The sequence below is a fragment of the Paenibacillus sp. FSL R5-0378 genome, from assembly GCF_038009285.1.
Lineage (GTDB): Bacteria > Bacillota > Bacilli > Paenibacillales > Paenibacillaceae > Paenibacillus_AQ > Paenibacillus_AQ favisporus.
This window is the reverse complement of the sequence record NZ_JBBPAY010000001.1, coordinates 652,794-669,756: the sequence shown is the minus strand read 5'-3', so window position 1 is coordinate 669,756 and position 16,963 is coordinate 652,794. Positions and strand designations below refer to the sequence as shown.

General features: G+C 51.7%; 14 protein-coding genes. 9 read left to right on the top strand and 5 right to left on the bottom strand.

Annotated elements, in window-relative coordinates:
- Positions 1-47: 47 nt before the first annotated feature.
- The 5 genes from MKY74_RS02890 to MKY74_RS02870 all read left to right on the top strand — a co-directional run bounded on the left by MKY74_RS02890 (position 48) and on the right by MKY74_RS02870 (position 7,167).
- Positions 48-1,829, top strand: a complete 1,782-nt coding sequence (locus MKY74_RS02890; protein ID WP_076173139.1) for a cache domain-containing sensor histidine kinase — start codon at positions 48-50, stop codon at positions 1,827-1,829.
- Entirely contained in the window at positions 1,826-3,376 is a 1,551-nt protein-coding gene (locus MKY74_RS02885; protein ID WP_076173138.1) for a response regulator transcription factor, read from the top strand. Before MKY74_RS02890 ends, MKY74_RS02885 begins: the two co-directional genes overlap by 4 nt.
- Positions 3,377-3,461: 85 nt before the next feature.
- Positions 3,462-4,427 (top strand): ABC transporter permease, encoded by a 966-nt coding sequence (locus tag MKY74_RS02880; protein WP_076173137.1) that lies wholly within the window; start codon positions 3,462-3,464, stop codon positions 4,425-4,427.
- 10 nt (positions 4,428-4,437) lie between these two features.
- The gene (locus MKY74_RS02875) at positions 4,438-5,376 is read left to right on the top strand and encodes a carbohydrate ABC transporter permease (RefSeq protein ID WP_076173136.1); all 939 of its coding nucleotides are present in this window, start codon (positions 4,438-4,440) and stop codon (positions 5,374-5,376) included.
- Between the two features lie 84 nt (positions 5,377-5,460).
- Entirely contained in the window at positions 5,461-7,167 is a 1,707-nt protein-coding gene (locus MKY74_RS02870; RefSeq protein WP_076173135.1) for an ABC transporter substrate-binding protein, read from the top strand.
- A 116-nt stretch (positions 7,168-7,283) separates the two neighbouring features.
- On the opposite strand, the gene MKY74_RS02865 is transcribed toward MKY74_RS02870, so the two are convergent.
- Together MKY74_RS02865 and MKY74_RS02860 are read right to left on the bottom strand one after the other, a co-directional pair.
- A complete protein-coding gene (locus MKY74_RS02865) occupies positions 7,284-7,520 on the bottom strand; it encodes a hypothetical protein (protein WP_076173134.1) in 237 nt (78 codons plus the stop codon).
- A 356-nt stretch (positions 7,521-7,876) separates the two neighbouring features.
- Positions 7,877-7,996, bottom strand: coding sequence for a YjcZ family sporulation protein (locus MKY74_RS02860; RefSeq protein ID WP_208629353.1), 120 nt, complete (start codon positions 7,994-7,996; stop codon positions 7,877-7,879).
- 450 nt (positions 7,997-8,446) lie between these two features.
- On the opposite strand from MKY74_RS02860, the gene MKY74_RS02855 reads away from it, so the two are divergent.
- The gene (locus MKY74_RS02855; RefSeq protein WP_076173133.1) at positions 8,447-9,337 is read left to right on the top strand and encodes a cation diffusion facilitator family transporter; all 891 of its coding nucleotides are present in this window, start codon (positions 8,447-8,449) and stop codon (positions 9,335-9,337) included.
- Between the two features lie 22 nt (positions 9,338-9,359).
- Here MKY74_RS02855 and MKY74_RS02850 read toward each other — a convergent pair whose 3' ends face one another.
- A complete protein-coding gene (locus MKY74_RS02850; protein ID WP_076173132.1) occupies positions 9,360-10,205 on the bottom strand; it encodes a WYL domain-containing protein in 846 nt (281 codons plus the stop codon).
- A complete protein-coding gene (locus MKY74_RS02845; RefSeq protein WP_076173131.1) occupies positions 10,192-11,499 on the bottom strand; it encodes a helix-turn-helix transcriptional regulator in 1,308 nt (435 codons plus the stop codon). Before MKY74_RS02845 ends, MKY74_RS02850 begins: the two co-directional genes overlap by 14 nt.
- A gap of 232 nt (positions 11,500-11,731) precedes the next feature.
- On the opposite strand from MKY74_RS02845, the gene MKY74_RS02840 reads away from it, so the two are divergent.
- Together MKY74_RS02840 and MKY74_RS02835 are read left to right on the top strand one after the other, a co-directional pair.
- Positions 11,732-12,997 (top strand): class I SAM-dependent methyltransferase, encoded by a 1,266-nt coding sequence (locus MKY74_RS02840; RefSeq protein WP_076173130.1) that lies wholly within the window; start codon positions 11,732-11,734, stop codon positions 12,995-12,997.
- A 5-nt stretch (positions 12,998-13,002) separates the two neighbouring features.
- A complete protein-coding gene (locus MKY74_RS02835) occupies positions 13,003-15,588 on the top strand; it encodes a metallophosphoesterase (protein ID WP_076173129.1) in 2,586 nt (861 codons plus the stop codon).
- A 66-nt stretch (positions 15,589-15,654) separates the two neighbouring features.
- Here MKY74_RS02835 and MKY74_RS02830 read toward each other — a convergent pair whose 3' ends face one another.
- Positions 15,655-15,984, bottom strand: coding sequence for an ArsR/SmtB family transcription factor (locus tag MKY74_RS02830; RefSeq protein ID WP_076173128.1), 330 nt, complete (start codon positions 15,982-15,984; stop codon positions 15,655-15,657).
- A 252-nt stretch (positions 15,985-16,236) separates the two neighbouring features.
- On the opposite strand from MKY74_RS02830, the gene MKY74_RS02825 reads away from it, so the two are divergent.
- Positions 16,237-16,866: an HD domain-containing protein gene (locus MKY74_RS02825; protein ID WP_076173127.1), complete on the top strand. Its 630-nt coding sequence runs from the start codon at positions 16,237-16,239 to the stop codon at positions 16,864-16,866.
- Positions 16,867-16,963 lie beyond the last annotated feature (97 nt).

The following is a 16,963-nucleotide window of genomic DNA, read 5'->3' as shown; positions in this document are numbered from 1 at the left end:
AGGGGCTTTTTGCGCGCAGCAGAGCAGATAACACGGGAGGTAGCGCCATGTTTTTTATCCGGATGATGAATGATATGAAAATAAGGAAGAAGCTGGCCGTTACGTTTATATCGGTGGCCGTTCTTCCCTTACTGCTGTGCGGCCTTTTTTTGACCGGAAAGCTGCGCGAAATCGTTATTGAAAACGCTTTTGTGCAGGTCTCTACCAATGTGGAGCGTGTTCGGAAACGTACGGAAGAGCTGATCAAGGTTCCGCTGGACATTTCGAACCGGCTGATGAATGACAATCGAATGAAAAGGGTAGCTGGCCAGAAATACAACAGCTACGTTGAGGTCATTCAGGCTTACCGTGACTATACGGATATCCGCGACTACCTCCAGCTGTACAAGGAGATATCGGGGATCCGCGTGTATGCCGAGAATCCGGGGGCACTCGATAACTGGGAGTTTATCCAGCCGGACCGAACGGTCACGGCCCAGGATTGGTACCAAGAAGCCTTGGCGCAGAAGGGGCTGGTCGGCTGGAATCTGATTCAAGATGAACGAAAGGGCTCCGATGATCTAAGTTTGATTCGTTCGTTTCCTTTGGATGCTTCCGGACGAAAAGGGGTATTGGTCATCAATGTGGACAAGCGCCGGTTAAGCTCCATTCTGGAGCAGGAGTCGTTCCCGACCCTGATCGTGGATAACCGGAACCGGATCGTCGCGACCAATGAAGCGGGAGCGTCAGGAAAGGCTCTGTCGGATATTTATGCCGATCCCAATATACTGTCTCTTCAGGAGGGAAGCTACAATGCGTCCATCAACGGGAAAGCGTCCAAGGTAGTCATCGCCAGTCTGCAACCGCAGGACAGTTGGAATGGCCTTCGCACGATTTCGATTTTTTCCGTTGCCGAGATCACCCGTGATGCCAATCAAGTCATCCGTCTCGGTGTGGTCGTCATTGCGGCCAGTCTGATTGCTGCCGCCCTGCTCATTTATGCCTCCGCATCCTTATTATCCAGAAGGCTCCTCCGGTTAAGCAGGCATATGTCCAAAGTCCGGTCGGGTTCATGGGAAACCTTTCTGCATATCGACGGGAAAGATGAAATTGGCCTGCTGTCCAAGCAATTTAATGCGCTGGTCAGAGAGGTGAACCACTTGTTCAATGAAGTCCAGGAAACGAACCGGCAGAAAAGCCTGGTGGAGAAAAGGCAAAACGAGATGAAATTTAAAATGCTGGCCAGCCAGATCAATCCCCATTTTCTCTTTAACTCGCTCGAATCGATCCGGATGGAGGCCCATATTCGAAAACAAGACGGCATCGCGGAGGCGGTGTGGCTGCTCAGCACGCTGCTGCGCAGCAGTTTGGAAACCGGCAGCGGCAAGATTCCGCTGGGCCAGGAGCTTGAGCGGGTGCGCTGCTATCTTGATATTCAAAAGTTCAGATATGAAGAACGCTTGCAGTATCGATTGACGGTTGATGCAGGCCGGGAAGGGATGCTGGTACCTCCATTGATTATCCAGCCTTTGGTGGAGAATGCCGTCGTTCATGGCCTGGATCACCGCGCGGAGGGAGTGTTTATTAGCGTGGAAGTGAAGGCATTCCAGAGGGGGGTTCAAGTCAAGGTGAGCGACAACGGTGCCGGCCTTTCGGCGGATCGTCTTCATCTCGTGCGGCAGGAGCTTGCATCACCGGCTGAGGACGAGGGGGAGCAGCGGATCGGCCTGCGCAACGTGAATGAACGGCTGGTCCTGCTGTACGGGGAATCCAGTGCTTTACGGATCGACAGCGAGCCTGGAGCTGGAACTTTGATCACATTTTTCATTCCAGGAGGTGATTCCCAATGATGAAGGTCATCATTGTGGATGATGAACCGAAGCTGCGCCAAGGCCTGCAAACCTTGATTCCGTGGGACAGTCTGGGTCTTACCGTGACGGCCACGGCGGCCAATGGTCAAGAAGCACTGGCCGTGATTGATCAGGAACGGCCGGATATCGCCATCGTCGATATTCGCATGCCGCTTATGGATGGATTGCAGCTGATGCAATCCGTATCATCCAGCGGACTTGAGCTGCAAGTGATCATACTGAGCGGTTATGCCGACTTCGAGTATGCCAAACAAGCGATTAAATACGGGGTAGCTGGGTATCTCCTCAAGCCGGTGGACATCAAAGAGATGATCCATACCTTAACGCGGGTCCGAGAGCGGATCGAAGAGGAACGCCTGAAGAAGGGGCCGCGCCAAATCGAAGGTGTAAACCAGGAATGGCTGCTCCAGAGCCTTCTCGTACCGCAGGATACTACCGAAGATCCCGCCAAGCTGCGAAGCATGGCACAAGCAGCCGGACTGCTGTGGAGCAGCTATGAAGTCGTGGCTGTATTCCTGAGCGGACCTGAAGCGACCCGCCCCGATGCGCTGCAGCAGCTTGCGGATGCGCTGAAGCCTGACATCGAGCGCAGGGGTACCGGAGCGGTCACGGTTATACCCCCTTACGTCATCCTGCTTCTCCAAGAGCCGCTGCGCGGCAGGCAGCGAAGAGAGCAGTTGTACCGGTTGCTGCGGAACACTTTGGGGAATTTCCGGTTCGTTGCAGCCACCGGGGGAGTGGTGCCGGTACCGGAAGAGCTGAACATTTCCTTTATAAAGGCCCAGGATGCGTTAAAACAGGCTTTCTTCAGCGAGAAGGGACGGCTGCTGGGTCCCCATCCTTCGCGCTATCCTTTACAGGAATTCCCGCGTCTTCCCGGCGGCAGTCCGGAAGAAATAATGGAGGAATTCATCTCCCGCCTCTATTACAGTCTGGATGCGGGAAATCAGACGATGATCCGGCCATTGCTGGACGAGGTGGCGGCCTTTTTTGTCATGCAGGAGGCAAATGAAGGATTTGTCAAAGAATCGTTTTTCTATTTATCCAATGCCGTCATTCATAAGCTGACTGCGGGTTCCCGCAAGGAATGGAAAGGGACAGAGGAAGCTTCGCGTTTTTTGAAGGGGATTTTCGAATATGAGCATCTGGCGGATCTTTTGGAAGAAACACGCTCTTTTCTTCTAGCATTAGCAGAGGATGCGGAACCGGAGGGAAAGGAAAGAGAGCTGAAGATCATGATCAACATCATTCACCGGCACTATGCCGACAACTTGAAACTGGATACGCTGGCCGGGATGCTGAACTACAGTACGGCCTATTTAGGCCAGCTCTTTAAGAATAAGACAGGGGAGTACTTCAACACATACCTCGACAAGGTCCGGATCCGCAAGGCAAAGGAGCTGCTGGAGCAGGGCATGAAGGTATACGAAGTGGCGGAACGCGTCGGCTACACGAGCGTGAACTATTTTCACAGCAAATTTAAAAAATACGAGGGCCGTTCACCTTCCGACTTTAAAAATCCATAATTTGTGGATGATTTTTACCGAAATCCGTTGTATTTGCCGTTTCTCCCCGCTGATTTATGATGGAAGCCAGGAGAGGGGAGGAAACATGAAAACGATAACATTAAAGACGGAAAACGCATACAAACAGACGATGCGGACCCGAAAAAGTGCGTGGAAGGTATTGAAAAACCAAAAATATCTGTATTACATGTCCATTCCGTTCGTTCTTTGGGTCTTTGTTTTCCAGTACCTGCCTTTATGGGGCTGGACAATGGCCTTCCAAAAATATAGACCTGGCGTAAGCTTTTTTGAACAGAAGTGGGTAGGCTTGGAGCATTTCCGTACCTTGTTCCAGGATGACCATTTCTACCAGGTACTTCGAAATACGCTGGCCATGAGCTTTATGGGCCTGATTGCAGGCTTTATTGTACCGGTCGTCTTCGCCATATTGCTTAACGAGGTTCGGCTTCAGGTGATGAAACGGTTCGTGCAGACGGTGTCTTATCTGCCGCACTTTGTTTCGTGGGTCGTTGCTGCAGGCATCGTTACCAAAATGCTGTCAACGGACGGGGGCGTCGTAAACAGTATACTCCTCAGCCTGAACATCATCGATCAGCCGATTCAGTTCATGGCCCAGGGTCATTGGTTTTGGTGGATCGTCACCAGCGCGGACATTTGGAAGGAAACCGGGTGGAACGCCATTATTTATCTGGCGGCCATTTCCGGCATTGGCCCTGAGCTCTATGAAGCTGCCCGTGTTGACGGTGCGAGCCGGCTAAGGCAAATGTGGCATATCACGCTGCCCGGGATCCGGCCGACAATCATCGTGCTTCTGATTATGTCCATCGGCCACCTGCTCGGCACAGGCTTCGAGAAACAGTTTCTGTTAGGCAATCACCTGGTCATCGATTACTCCGAAGTGCTTGACTTGTATGCGCTTAACTATGGTTTGGCCATGGGACGCTACTCCTTCGGGACGGCGATCAACATTTTCAACTCGGTGATCAGCCTGATCCTGTTGTTTGCGGCTAACGGTATTTTTAAGCGCTTCACCAACGAAAGCATTATGTAAGGAGGAAGACATGGGAACTGCCAATAGTACTGCGCCAGCCGGCCGCATGAAGAGCAAACTGAAGTCAAAATCACCGCAGGACCGAATTTTGGAAGCAATCGTGTATCTGTCCATGATCGTGGTGACCGTCCTGACGATTTACCCGTTCTTAAACGTGCTTGCGATCTCCTTCAACGATTCGGTGGATACCGTCAGAGGGGGGATTACGATCTGGCCAAGGCAATTTACGCTGAAAAATTACGATTTGATCTTTACTTACAGCGGCCTCATTACCGGATTCAAGATTTCCGTCCTGAGGACGGTCATTGGAACCATAGCGGGTCTGCTCAGCGGTTCAATGCTGGCTTACGCGCTGGCCCGCAGCGATTTCCAAGCAAGACGATGGATCTCCATGTTTCTGGCCATCACCATGTATGTCTCAGGCGGGATGATTCCGGGCTTTATCCTGTTGAAGGAACTGCATTTAATTAATACGTTTGCCGTTTACATTTTGCCGGGGCTCGTGAGCGCCTTTAACGTCTTCGTCATTCGTTCCTTCATTGACGGCCTGCCCTATGCGCTGCAGGAATCGGCGAAACTGGACGGCGCCAACGATTTTACGATTTACTGGCGCGTGATTCTTCCCCTTTGCAAGCCGGCGCTTGCGACCGTGGCGCTCTTTCTGGCGGTAGGGCAGTGGAATTCATGGTTTGACACCTATTTGTTCAATGGGTCCAACGAATCGTTGACGACTTTGCAGTATGAGCTGATGAAAATTTTGCAGAGCACGACGACGGGTGCTACCAATTCCCAGGACGCTGCCAATATGGCTCAGCGCATGGCACAGGTATCGCCGGAATCCGTCAAAATGGCGATTACCATTATCGTGACGGTACCGATTCTGGTCGTCTATCCTTTCTTGCAGAAATATTTTGTGAAGGGTATGACGCTTGGAGCGGTCAAAAGTTAAAGACAGATGCTGGTGTGTCCAGGCCTCATCGCCTGTTCCATACAAATTCATCATTATTCATTATGACTTGGGGGGTTAAGCTTCATGAAGTCAGGTAAAAAGAGATGGGCGGCGTCTGTACTGGCGCTGACTTTGACGGCAACGCTCGCAGCGTGCGGCGGAAACGGCGGCTCGTCTGCAGCTGAGACAGAGGGAAGTGCTGCATCCGGAACGAAAAGTGATGACCTGAAGCCCATCACATTCACTTATTTTTCGGAAGATTCCAGCACGAATTGGAACAACATGAAAGACGAGGTCGGCAAGGTGATCACGGAGAAAACAGGGGTCACCCTGGATGCGGAGTTCGCTGTCGGCGACCCGGTGCAGAAAATTTCATTGATTGCGGCCACCGGCAACTATCCGGATTTGATCGCAGCCAAAGCGGATGTCGGCAAACTTGTCGACGCCGGCGCCGTCATCGATCTCACCGATTTGATCGACAAGTACGCGCCGAACATTAAGAAAATGCTCGGAGACAAGCTTGTTCGGACGAAGTACAGCTTGGATGACCAGGCGATCTACGCGATCCCGACCTGGTCGGCTGTCGAGGAGAAGAAGTTTAAAGCCGACGGAGGCTTTGAGCTACAGCATCGCGTCGTCAAAGAAGCGGGATATCCGGAAATTCGCACAGTGAAGGATTTTGAAAAAGTCATTCAGGACTACATCACTAAGCATCCGACGGACGAAAACGGCAATAAAAATATCGGCTTGTCCCTGAATGCGGACGATTGGCATATGTACCAGGTGACCAACTTGGGATTCCAGACGACAGGAGGGCCGGATGACGGCGAGTATTACATCGATCAGGAAACACACCAGGCCACATACCATTTCCGCCGTCCGGAAGAAAAGGAGTTCTTCCGCTGGTTGAACCACATGAATTCCATCGGACTGCTTGATCCGGAAAGCTTCGTGCAGAAAACCGACCAATTTAAGGCGAAAGTAGCTTCGGGGCGGGTACTTGGCCTTGCCGATCCGGAATGGGATTATGGCGACGGACAAAATGCGCTGAAGGCGGCCGGCAAATTCGACCAGACTTACGGTCATTACCCGGTCACGATGAGCACGGAATACAAGGATACGAGCTTCTGGCCCGCCGGCTTTGACGGAGGATACGGCATCTCGATCTCCAGCAAATGCAAGGATCCGGTACGTGCGATCAAGTTCCTCGACTTTTTAGCATCGGAAGAAGGACAGATCCTGAATAACTGGGGCATTGAGGGCAAGCATTACACGATGGAAAACGGCAAACGCACGCTGATCCCGGAGGTGCAGGAGCGGGCGAACAATGACGGCGCAGCGTTCCAGAAAGAAGCGGGCCTCGGACTATACTGGAACTTGATGGTTCATTATGGTGACGGCATCAAGGATTCCACCGGTAACTACTTCACCCGCAATTACCCGGAACTGCTGACTGCGAACTACAGCGAGGCCGAGAAGGAGACCCTGAAGGCTTATAAAGCGGAGCATTGGAAGGACCTCTTCCCTAAGGAAGAAGACTTTAAGCAGAGAGCCTACGGAGCGGCATACACGATGTCCTTGCCTAACGACGATCCGGCCGTGATTCTGGGAGCCAAGATGAAGGACATTACGTGGAAACGTATCCCGGAAGCGGTCATGTCCAAGCCGGAAGACTTCGACAACATTTGGGACGCCTATATGGCGGAGCTGGAGAAGGCCGGAGTTAAAGAAATGGAAGAGGCTTATACCAAGCATATCAAGGACCGGATCGAGCTCTGGTCGACCAACTGAGTAGAGTAAGGCAAAGAATCACCCCGAAAATCGGGGTGATTCTAAGTGTACGTAAAGGTAGCCAGTATGTTAGTCGCCTTGTGAATATGGTGAGAGATTTTTTATCGCTTAGGGATTTAGATTAAAGCAATCGCGAGCAGCGTGAACAGGCTTAACGTCAAAATGGAGTTGCGAGCCCTGAATCCGAAGGGTTGGAAAGCGGAGGTCGTTACAGGTCCATCTCTTCGATCTGTCTCCAAGTACACATGATCACGATCCACTTTTACGATTCTTCCTTCGTGCACATAACCGTCTCTTGTTATAATGCGGACTCTCTGGCTCATGAATCGCGTGCAGCTATAATAGGCATCCATCTCATCATTCCTTTCTTTGACAAAGCATCATATGAACGCGTTGGACAAGGGGTCACGGCAGTTATACCAATGTATGAGGCCGATTCCGCTAGTTTACGAAATTTTGAGAAACGAACGTTAAAGTGCACCTTTAAACCTTTAAAAAAGATTCAGAAATAAAATAAACCCTGCAGCACAGAGCTGTCAGGGTTTAAAAATGTTATTTGTTTAGAGAAAGAAAGATCTAATGCCTTCAGATCACAACGGCGCGTCCATCTATGTTGTAATTATATTACAAAAATTAATTTGCACCTGTAATACAAAAAAACCCTGCTAGCAGGTAGCCAGCAGGGTTTTCGTCAATCCTGATATTTGGTTTACCAACAAAATGCTGCCAAAATAATTACCAACAGAATGAACAACACAAGGATAGCACCAACATTGTTGTGCAAGCCGTAACCGTACCCTGCGCCAACTCCTCCTACAACTCCACTCATCCCTTACTACCTCCTTGAGTTTAAAGTACAATGTATCTTATGATTTAATTAGGATTGGGTATGGGCAAAGCGGTAAATAGATAATCATATCTTATGGATAATGAGCATTTGGGGAAGGGCAAACCTCTCAAGGGCAAACACTCATTTTTAAGTTTCGGACTATAAATTTAGAATGAATCAAAAAAACGACCCTGCCAGCTAATAGCCAACAGGGAAGAGGCGAGCTTACCGATGGCCGAGGTCGTCAACCGAATTTCAGATACGTCTCCTTGATAGGGGGCTTTTTTTGTTATGTAAAAATATTTTTCACCCGTACAACTCTTTATGCCAAGTCATACTTTTTAGGGACACACAAAAACTGTTTCTCTGGACCCACACGGTATTTGTACGCTACTATTAAAACCTATCGTTTCAACACTGATGCTACTGAATGTGTAAGGAGTTAAAAACGTGAACCATGAAGACAAACAATCGACATTTGCCATTTGGCTCAGCTTCATAAGTAATATCGTGTTAACCGCTATTAAACTCGGTGTTGGATTCTTATCCAATAGTCCAGTGCTCATTGCAGACGGTGTCCATAATGCAGGAGACGTCGTCGCCACAGGCGCAGCCCTCAGCTCCATGCGAATCTCCAAACAGCCTCCGGATGAGGATCATCCCTATGGTCATGGGAAGGCAGAGGTGCTGGGGGCAGGGGTCGTGGCCATCATTTTAGCGCTGGCCGCTCTATATATGGCCTATCACTCCGTCATGGTGCTGTTCGAACCCCCGCACAAAACAACCGTCGTCGCGCTGGCAGCAGCGGCTTTTTCTTTGATTTTGAAGCAAATTCTCTATGTTTATACCATGGCTATCGGAAAACGTCACCGAAGCAGCGGGCTCATTGCCACAGCTTATGATCATCTTGCAGATGTCTATGCTTCCATTGCCGCGGTCATCGGCATCGCATTGGGCATGCTCGGCGATCATTACGATATCGCGATTCTCTCCTATGGCGATCCTATTGCCGGAATCGTCGTCGCTTATTTGGTGTTAAAGCTGGCGATTCATATGGGAAAATCCTCGGTCGATGTTTTGATGGAAAAAAACGTGGACTTGGAGAAAATGAACGAGCTTACGGAGTTAGTCAAAACGGTTCCGGAAGTAAAGCGTCTGGATCGCCTGCGTGCGAGGGACCACGGCCATTATATTATTGTTGATATTCGAGTTGGGGTGGCGGCTGAGCTCAGTGTTCAGGAAGGGCATGATATTTCCCGAAATATTAAACAAACGATCATGAAGCATTGCTCCGATGTCGGAGAGGTTATGGTTCATTTAAACCCATGGTATGAAGAGTAGTCCGCAAATAGCTAAACCCCGCTCACTGAGCGGGGTTTAACGTTTCCTCATCCTTATCCGTAACTTCCTCCACCACGCCGTACCGCTCCAGCGCCTTCACCGAAGCCTCCAGCATACGTCTCTTCACATACTCTCCTTCAAGCACCCGCACCCGTTTGCCCAGGAAGCGCAGCTTGGACAGCAGAAATTCCCTCTCATCGCCCATAACGCATACCTTGACCGTATAGGTATCGGTTTGCACGTCATACTGCACTTCTTTGTCAAAGCAGCACAGCGCATACAGAATGCGCGACATCTCCTGGTTATACTGCGGGATGATCTGGACGAGCACCTCGGCTTTGCGGTTCTCCAGCGTCTCGCTGATCCGCGTCAAAATATCGCTCACCCGCTCAAGCGGCAGCTCCTGCTCGGTGACAGAGAGAATGTTATCCAGCTTCGTGCTCATGAAGGCGCGATTGCGGATATGGTGCCACAGCAGATACCATTCCCGCTTTACCATGGAATACTCCAGCCGGTAGGGCACGCCCAGTTGGTTGGAGTAGACTTGCCCGCTTTTCAGGGCGTGGGTGACGCGGATACCGCTCCGGTTCATGATCAAGCGGCGCAAGGGCCGCAGGAGGGGGTGGTATACCTGCTTTTCCCGGCTCCGCGCTTTCTCGATCAGGTGAGCGTCGGTGTCCATCGCTTCATCTTCGGCCAGCAGAGCCGCCAGCTTCGCCAGCGTTTCGGGCGTAAATGCTTCGGAAGCGGCGGGATGCTCCAGCACGGTTTTCAGCCAAGCGCGTTCGTGGGCGGTGACCATGAAGGTGCCGGAATCGTCGAGCCGCGAGATGATCTGGTAGTTAAAAATCTTTTCAAACAGATTCATAATAGGCGCGTATCTCCTTCCATTCCGCGATCATTTCGCGGCGCAGCCGGATCGGCTCAAGCACCTCGCAGCTGGAACCGAAGCTCCGCAGCCACGGCTTGATTTCCGTCGTGCCGTTTACGGTAATCTCGTAGATGAAGGCTTCGTCGTCTTCATCGACGATTTGCCCCCACTGACCCTGCAGCAGCACCCGCTCTTTGATGAAATTCGGTCCGTCGCCGGGATTGTAAAATTTAGCCCGGACCGTAACCGGTGCGCCGGTGTCGATCAGCCAACTGTAGCGGAGCTTCTCCAGCAGTTCCTGCTGCCTCTCCGCAAACCAGACGGGATCCGCCTCATCTGCCTCCTCAAACTGCGTGATGCCTTCCATCCGGTATTTCCGGATGCCTTCCCGGCCATAGGACAGCAGATACCAGCGGCCGTACTGATGGTCGTACACGACCTTTAACGGCAGCGTCTGTTCCAGCTTGCCCTGCGTTTTCCGTTCAAACAGCGGGTTGGTATTCTGGGAGGCGTAGCTTTTTTCCGCTTTGGGCGAGAAGTACAGGAACCGGACCTTCCGGTGCTTGCGGATCGCATCCAGAATGGAGAACAAATGGGCTTCGTCCAAAATCCGCGAGTGGTAGTGATATTTATATAAAAAGGGCTCGACCGCATGCTTCTCCGCATGGCTTCGCATCAGCTGCTTCTTCAGTCCGTCCCGCAGCAGGTAGCCCTGAACGGAAGGAATTTGGGTGCCCGCCATGACGTCCACAAAATCGTACAAATCCAGCAGCTCATCTTCGGTCAGCTCCTGAACGAGCTCTCCGCGAATGGCGTACCGGTAAGGGCGCGCTCCGCCTATTTTGCGGATCACTCCTACCTCTTCCAGGTACTTCAGGTCCTTGCGGATCGTCTTCTCATCCGGGAGCGGGAGATGGGCGGCCATCGCGTTCGTGCAGCAGTCTAGCAGCTCCAGCGCCGTAAGGGACTGCGTACCAAGCGCCCCAAGCAGCAGGGACAGCCGCTTACTTTCTGACTCTTTCAGCGACTTGGCGCGGAACAGGAACAGCAGCATCGGGTCGGCCGAATCGTAGTAGTTGTAACGCAGCCCTTCGCTGAACTCCTTGCCCTGTTCCTCCGGCAACTGCTGGTACGTGGCCTGGACAATTTCCTTGAGGCGGCGGATCGTCTTATCGAACGTGTTCACGGAAATCCCCAGCCGCTTGGCGAACTGCTGCCGGTTATACGCCCCGCTCGTCAGCACCAGCAAGCGCAAAAACTGGATTTCTTTATCAAAGCTCTCTTTGGCCATCTGGCGGTTCTCCTTTTCCGTATCGATCTCATTCTATTGTAGCAGGCGAACCGGGTGGTTAACACGTGAACCTTACCATGAGCGTGCCGTGATCGTGTGAGCGGAAACACGAATGACGCCTGTTTCACCAGATTTCTATGCCGGGTCGTAATACTTGCGCCATGTTCGTGCGCACGAAAATAAGCGATGATGACAGCAAGGAATTGAAACCCGCAAGCAAGGAGAGTGCAGTATGGCGATCGTGCAAATCAAGTCCACGAACCCGCAGTTTTCATTTTTGATCAAAAAGAACCCGCATTCCGGCATGATTCTCCGCAGCATCCGCAAAGGGATGGCCTACGGCTGGTATTCGGATGAGCAGACGTTCAACGTCTATTTCAAAGACGCCGATAATGAAATTTCCTATAAGCAGCATGCCGACGAGCAGTTTGAATATTTGAACGTGTCGCGTTACAACACGCCGTTATTTCCGCTCAACGCGATCGGCGAGTTTTTCGCTCATCCGCTCAAGCACCATGACGAACGTGATACGGAGGGGTATGAGCATACGTTGATGATCGGCATGATTCATATCGAGCTCACGCGCTACATCGATTTTTTCGAAAAACATCTCAAAGACTTCACGTTTCAGATTACGCATCAGGCGCATAAGAGCTACTCGCTCACGGTGACGACGCAGCGCAGCCTTTATGAACTCCTTCACGCCGTGAGCGTGCTGTGCCTGTTCCTGTCCATGTTCGGCAACGAATACATCGACATTTCCGAGCATGTGCTGGACAAATACATCCGCAGCATCAACGTGATCGACGCGCCGTTTTACATCCGCAGCCTGTTCGTCCGAAATTTCCTGGCTTCCCGGGAGCGGTATAACAAGTACAAGGCGGAGCTTGAAGCGTCGGCCCGATACCGCATCCAATTTGCGTACGGAGGTACGGCGCTGCAGCGCCGAAATTACATCGGCAGCGTGCTGCCTTTCGATAAGTCCATTCTCGATGTCGGATGCGGTGAAGGCTTTTATGCGCTGCCGTTTGCCGGCAAAATCGAAGGAAGCTATTACGCGGTCGATATCGACGAAGAGAGCCTGGCGGCCCTGACCCGCAAAGCGGAGTCCCGGCAAATCGATAACATTGCGCCCTTCCACTCGGTGGAGCATTTTCTCGAGGACTACAACGGCGAACGGGTCGATGTGATCCTGACGGAAGTGATCGAGCATATGAGCAGAGAGGAGGCGGCGCAGCTGATTCGGCAGATTGTGGCCGGGGTCGATTTTGATCATTTGGTGATCACGACGCCGAACGCCGACTTTAACCATTATTACGAGCTGTCCGGCTTCCGCCATGACGACCATAAGTGGGAGATGGGGCAGGAGGAGTTCCAGACGTGGATGCTGGATGTGATTCAGGGGCTCGGACTGTCGCATGAATTCGCGGCGATCGGGGATGAGGTCGACCAGATCCAGACGACGCAGGGCGTTATTTTGAAGAAAGAGGGGGCTTAAAGCTCATGGAAATCCGCACAAAAATGCATACCATCTTCATGCTCGTCGGTTCCACGGAATGCGGCAAAACGACGTTTGCCCAAGATGTGCTGATTCCGGGACTGCGGTTTGAGGATGTGACATCGAAATTAAAAGCAAACATTCAATATCTGTCCTCCGACCGGATCCGCCAGGAGGTGCTCGGATATGATTACGATAAATACGATCAAGTGATGCTGGAGGCGAGCGAGCAGGCTTTTCACCTGCTGTTTGAGCGGCTGAAGATGGTTACGTCGTTTCCGGTTAATGCCGATTTCGTGGTGGTGGATACGACGGGGCTGGCGGAGGATTTTCGCGAAAAGGTGCGGGAGATCGCCCGCAGCAATCACTACAATCTTGAGATCATCGTCTTCGATTACCGGAAAAGGGAGGACTACTACGCATCGGAGCGCTCCAAACGGCTCATCACGAATCATATCAACCGCCTGAAAAAAGACGTGCTCGGCGCGCTGCCGCGCGATGGCTATGAGAAGATCCATAAGGTACGGGCCAAGGACTTTTACCGGCCTGAAGAAAGCACGGCCAATCCCGACTACCGCGTGATGATCGAGGATTTGGAGGCTTACCGGGAGACGGTTCTCCCGCATGGCCCGCAGTACATCATCGTGGGGGATGTCCATGAGTGCGTGGAAGAGCTGAAGGGTCTGCTGCTGAGCTACGGCTTCCGGATGGAGGCAGGCAAGCTGTTCGCAGGGGAGAAGCTAAGGTCTACGAAGGTCATCCTGGCTGGTGACTGGATCGATAAAGGCAAGCAGACGCGTGAAATTATCGAATTTCTGTACGAGAATCAGGAGCATTTCTTGTTCGTGATGGGGAATCACGAAAATTTCGTCTACAAATACCTGCGGGGCGAGATCCAGGGCGTGGATCAGGAGCTGCTGCAGACGTATTTTGATTCCACCGAGACACTGGCAAACGATGATGAGCTGCTCCGGAAATTTAATGAACTGGTGGAAAAGGCAAAGCCCTTTTACCGCTATGTAGGAACGGACGGCCCTTCCTACTATGTAACGCATGCACCCTGCAAGAAGAAATACATCGGCAAGTTGGACGCCCAATCGGCCCGCCATCAGCGCAATTTCCGCATCGACCGGGAGGCGCCGCTGGAGGAACAGCTGTCCTTCCTGAAGGATGAGGCGGTCGGAAACCACCCGTATCATATCTTCGGTCATGTGGCCGCCAAGCAGGCTTTCCGGATCCGCAACAAAATCCATCTCGACACCGGCGCTGTGCATGGAAACGGGCTGACGTCCGTGACGGTTTCGTTCAAACCGTTCATGAAGTCGCATAAGTCGCGCACATCCGTGCTGACCGAGGAACTTCCGGCGCTGTTCCAGGAAAAGCGGAAGGTATCCGTACAGGATTTGGGGGAGGACGATATCCGCAGGCTGCATTACTGTTCCCGGCATAAAATCAACTTCATTTCCGGTACGATGTCCCCGGCGGATAAAGATATGGAGAGAAATGAGCTGGAGTCGCTGAAACGGGGCTTGGACTATTTCAAGGAGAACGGTGTCCTGAAGGTGGCGCTGCAGCCCAAATATATGGGATCGCGCTGCAACATTTATTTGCATCTCGACGTAGAGCAGTGCTTCGCGGTAAGCCGCAACGGTTACAAGGTGAAGCAGGTGGATCTGACGGTAGTCTACCATCGGCTGCTGGCCAAGTTCGGCCCTTATATGCAGGAGCGGGGAATCCGCATGCTCATCCTGGACGGCGAGCTGATGCCGTGGAACGCCCTCGGCGAAGGGCTGATCCAGCGGCAGTTCAAGCCGATCGAGAAGGCGCTGGAGGGCGAGCTTTCCTTTTTGCAGGACCATGGTTTTGAAACCGCTCTGCAGTCATTGACCGAGCAGTATCAGGCCAGCGGCTTCGAGCAGGATCAATACCGCATGCCTAAAAAAGACCTAAGCGACAAATACGGCGCCAACGTGTACCAGAACTACAAGCATATGCACGAAATTGTGGAGACGTCCGTATCGTTGGCACAGCATACCGAAGCTTACGAAACGTACAAAAGACAGCTGGAGCTGTATGCGGAAGCAGGGGAGATGGAGTATAAACCGTTCGCCATCTTGAAAATCGTCTTTGAAAACGGCGGGGAGGAATTGCCGCAGTGGACGACATCGGAGATGTACGGCTTCTTGTCGGACGATGAATCGGTTTCACTTGATTTGTCCGAACCGGAGAGTTATGCAGAGGCGGAGCGGTTCTTTGCCAAGCTGACGACGGAGAAGCACATGGAAGGCGTCGTTATCAAGCCTGAGGCTTGGGACGGCCGGACGGTGCCGTACATGAAGGTGCGCAACCCGGACTACCTGTCCATTATTTACGGCTACGACTACCGATTCCCGCATAAGTACCGGAAGCTGCTGAAGCAGAAAAGCATCGCCCGCAAGCTGCGGACCTCGCAGAACGAATACCGGCATGGCCTCCGGATGCTCGGCGTGAAATACGACGAGATCGAACCGATGCATGCGGCGTACCAGGAAGCGGCTGCCAATCTGCTGTTTGAGGTGGCCCAGGAGCAAGAGATCGATCCACGGCTGTAGGCGTTCGATTCTCCCTCATGCAGATCCATGAGAAAGACCACCTCTACGGGTGGTCTTTTTAAAAACTCATTCTTCTTCCTCCTCTAAAAGTTGCTTCAAGCGCAGCATATTTGTACTCCAGAACTGGGTATAATAAGCCACCCAATCTTGAATTTCTTGGAGCGGGGAAGCGTTCAGCCTGAATCGCGTTTCTCTGCCGACTTTCCGGTCAACGACCAGTCCGGCCTCTTTCAGGATGGTCAAATGCTTGGATACCGCTGTCCGGCCCATCTGGAAATGTGGCGTCAGTTCATGAAGCGGGAGCTCCTCCGCCTCGGATAATAGACGAATCAGTTGGCGTCTGGTTGGATCTGCAACGGCGTCAAATACATCCCGGTTCTCATTGTTCTCGCTCACAGCACTCTCTCCTAAGCCTTATTGTCGTCTCATGATGTGACACCTTTTGGTGACAACTAGATTGTATGACACCATTTGGTGTCATGTCAATGTTCTGCAATATGAAGTTGGAGCGTCACCGGGGTATCCCGTGCATAACCATCCGCTGGTTCCAATAACTTCTTGCGTCACTTTACGGTCCTTTTACAAACCGAATGTATACTAGAAATACAGCAGTATATCAACCATTTTACACAAAGAAAGGGTGCAGCTATGGGAATTCATACGTACTTTCAATCGCTGAACGACCTCGAACGGATCATTCGTTGTCCCGGCAAGTTCAAATTTGAGGAGCACAGCGTTTCCGCCCATTCCTGGAAGGTTGTCCAGTACGCCAAAACGCTGGCTGACATTGAGGAAACCAACGGAGTCACGGTGGACTGGAAGAAGCTGTACGAAATTACCAGCAGCCATGATTACGGCGAGATTTTTATCGGGGATATCAAAACGCCCGTGAAGCACCACTCCCTCGAACTGCGTGCAATGCTTCAGCAAGTGGAGGAAGGCATGGTCGCTCATTTCATTGATGAGCATATTCCGTCTGAGTTTCAGCCGATTTTTCGCAGGCAACTGCGTGAAGGCAAGGACGATTCCGTCGAAGGCAGAATCCTGGAAGTAGCCGATAAACTGGATCAAATCTACGAGGCCTTTACAGAACTGCAGCGCGGAAACACGGAAAAAGAGTTCGTCGTCATGTACAGAGATGCTCTCATCAAAATTAAAGGAATCCAGCTTCATTGCGTCGACTACTTTTTGCAGCATATTCTCCCCGATTTAGTCAGCGAAGGGTCCAGATCCCCGATCGATATCGAGAAAATTACGAAAGAAGCCTTAGCGACATAAGTCATGATTTGCATCATTGGTTGTATCCTCCTGCCTTTCAATCTTTTTGAACCTCAGTTCATCCTCTCAAGCTTTACAGCTTCAATAGATTTTTCCT

Coding starts and splice junctions, on each gene's coding strand:
- MKY74_RS02825 (WP_076173127.1), top strand. CDS start 16,237: ATGGGAATTCATACGTACTTTCAATCGCTGAACGACCTCGAACGGATC.
- MKY74_RS02880 (WP_076173137.1), top strand. CDS start 3,462: ATGAAAACGATAACATTAAAGACGGAAAACGCATACAAACAGACGATG.
- MKY74_RS02860 (WP_208629353.1), bottom strand. CDS start 7,996: ATGAGTGGAGTTGTAGGAGGAGTTGGCGCAGGGTACGGTTACGGCTTG.
- MKY74_RS02835 (WP_076173129.1), top strand. CDS start 13,003: ATGGAAATCCGCACAAAAATGCATACCATCTTCATGCTCGTCGGTTCC.
- MKY74_RS02865 (WP_076173134.1), bottom strand. CDS start 7,520: ATGGATGCCTATTATAGCTGCACGCGATTCATGAGCCAGAGAGTCCGC.
- MKY74_RS02845 (WP_076173131.1), bottom strand. CDS start 11,499: ATGGCCAAAGAGAGCTTTGATAAAGAAATCCAGTTTTTGCGCTTGCTG.
- MKY74_RS02875 (WP_076173136.1), top strand. CDS start 4,438: ATGGGAACTGCCAATAGTACTGCGCCAGCCGGCCGCATGAAGAGCAAA.
- MKY74_RS02885 (WP_076173138.1), top strand. CDS start 1,826: ATGATGAAGGTCATCATTGTGGATGATGAACCGAAGCTGCGCCAAGGC.
- MKY74_RS02890 (WP_076173139.1), top strand. CDS start 48: ATGTTTTTTATCCGGATGATGAATGATATGAAAATAAGGAAGAAGCTG.
- MKY74_RS02850 (WP_076173132.1), bottom strand. CDS start 10,205: ATGAATCTGTTTGAAAAGATTTTTAACTACCAGATCATCTCGCGGCTC.
- MKY74_RS02840 (WP_076173130.1), top strand. CDS start 11,732: ATGGCGATCGTGCAAATCAAGTCCACGAACCCGCAGTTTTCATTTTTG.
- MKY74_RS02870 (WP_076173135.1), top strand. CDS start 5,461: ATGAAGTCAGGTAAAAAGAGATGGGCGGCGTCTGTACTGGCGCTGACT.